This is a genomic window from Candidatus Protochlamydia sp. R18 (genome assembly GCF_000648255.1).
Taxonomy (GTDB): domain Bacteria; phylum Chlamydiota; class Chlamydiia; order Chlamydiales; family Parachlamydiaceae; genus Protochlamydia; species Protochlamydia amoebophila.
Genome location: NZ_BASL01000764.1, coordinates 1 through 2,259 on the forward strand (window position 1 = coordinate 1; position 2,259 = coordinate 2,259).

1 protein-coding gene is annotated in these 2,259 nt (G+C 29.3%); it reads right to left on the reverse strand.

All coding sequences use genetic code 11. The features are described from left to right. On the reverse strand, nucleotides 1-2,134 hold a 2,134-nt coding region (locus TY19_RS10170; RefSeq protein WP_042282258.1), incomplete at its 3' end, for a hypothetical protein. Nucleotides 2,135-2,259: the final 125 nt, after the last annotated feature.

Here is a 2,259-nt window from a genome sequence, read left to right on the forward strand (position 1 = left end):
CAAGCCTTGTCTTAAAAAGTGTGGATAGATAGCTAACATCCCAAGAAACTATTCCAGGGAAAGGGACTAAATGCGCGGCTTGAGGCGAGGCAACAAATCCTTTCCCGAATAACCAAGGCAGAAGGGCTTCAACTTGTTTGCAAACATGTTGGCATTTTATTGAAAATTCATCTCCAAATTCATGTGCACCCTGAACCTTTCTATATAAAGGCTTTGCAGGTTTAGTAACCTTTTCCGAACTTTTTTGACTTTGATGAAGAGATGTACCTAAACTTTCTTCAATCTCACCTGTTTGATTTGTAATATGATGAGTTAAAAAGTCATTTAAAACTAATTTGATTTCACCTAATTGCTCCTCAGATAAATGATCCTTTACTAGTTCAAACATGTCAGAAACTCTAACAGCAAAGTCTCGATGGCTTTCTAAAAGTTTGGGAAAACGTTCTTGAGAATGAACAAGGTAATGGCCTAAAAAAATATCTACAAATTTTTTAACTTGCTCAACACCACCAGTTAATAATTCAGAGATGTTGTTTTTTTCTTTTTCCATAAGTTTGTTAAAAAAACTTTCTAAAATATCAGCCTTTTTTGCTTTTAATTCTTTTAATAAATTTGTTAGGTCTTCAATCTCTTTTTTAATCTTAGTTTCTTGATTTAATTCTTTTTCTATTTCAGCCACATTTTTATTGATAAAATTTTGATAAACTCTCAAAAAATCCTCTGGGAAAAGAAATGAATTAAGCTTTGATACAATTTCTTGGGCAGTCATCTCCTTACCAGAATTAGGAAGCAGATTAAATAAATTTTTAAATAGTTCTTCGAATACGGGTGCTTTTCCGTTTGCCATTGGTTCTGTCAACGCTAAAAGAGGTTTTAAATAGTCTTCAATGTATGTTTTTAGAGCAAGACAATCATCTATAGTAATAATTTCTACATCTTTTTTTCTGTTTAGCCTCTCTCTGAGTTCATTAGTTATTCCCAGCACCTGAGATTGAATAGAGGGAATAACATTAGCTGCTAGTGTTTGCAAAGCGTCTTTATAAGCGACAGGATCACGGCTATCATTAATTAAAATTTTTTTAATCTCTTGAATAAAATCAGGATATCTTTCTAAATTTCCCTCTTTTATTTCCTGGAAAATTTTCATGTAACGAGGACAAGTTTCATCGACCTCTTGCCGAACTTGATTCAATTTGCCGGAATAAACCGCTAAAGCTTCTTCGAAAGATGTTTTAATTGTTTTGAATTGCTTTATAGAATCATCTAAATTTTCGACTTCTTCTCCTTGAAGAGCAGTATTAATACCATTTAAAATCGTTTCAATTTTTTGTGGTAAACCACCCTTAATTGATTTCACATGCTTGCTTAGTGTTTGAATAGTGCCTGGTAGTATCTTTTTAAGATCGTTATAGCCCTCTTCTAATTCACTATGTTCTTTTTTTAAAAATTCGATCTCCTCTGTTGTTAGTTTTTTCACATCAATTTCTTGATATTTTTCTAAAAATTGTTCAAATTTTAGTAAAAAAGCATCAATTGTTTTTATAGGGCTGTCTAATTTTTCTAATAATTCTAATTCTTTTATTTTATCTGCATAAGGTCTTTTTTTTATATTAGTTAAGCGCTCGTTTAAATCCTTTAATTCCATTTTTTTTTCATCTAATTCTGTTTGTACTTCTTGATACTCTCGACTTATTTTGCTTAATGTTTTGTCATTTAGAATGTCGACGGTTTTATTTTCACAAGATAGAGTTAGCTTAACTAAACTTTCCGATTTACTTTGGCTACATAATTTTATCCATAATTTTTTAGTTTTTTTAATAAATTTCTTTTCAATTTTTTCATTTAGCTTAATATAAATTTTCTTTTGTAGATTGTTTGTTTGTAAAGTTGAAGTTTTTAAATCTCCTCTATTATAAGAACATAAAAATCTTCCTTTAGAAAATTTAGTTGATTTTTCGGAAAAGGATATTGTCTTCGTCTCTTCTTCTGTAGCCGGCAGTGATTTAGTGGCAATTTTTTCAATAGTTTCTTCAGTTGGATTTTTGACCTGTTGTGAAGATGTTTGAACTTCACTGGTTTGAGAACTTGTACTTTCAGTTAAAGAAGGTTTATAATCATTAGAAGGAATATACATAATTACTCCTTAATAATTAAATTATTATATTAAATACAATATCACTATATAATTAATTGTATCATATTAATTATATATTTATTTATTAATAAATAATTATTTTTAAATTATTAATTATTAAGGGT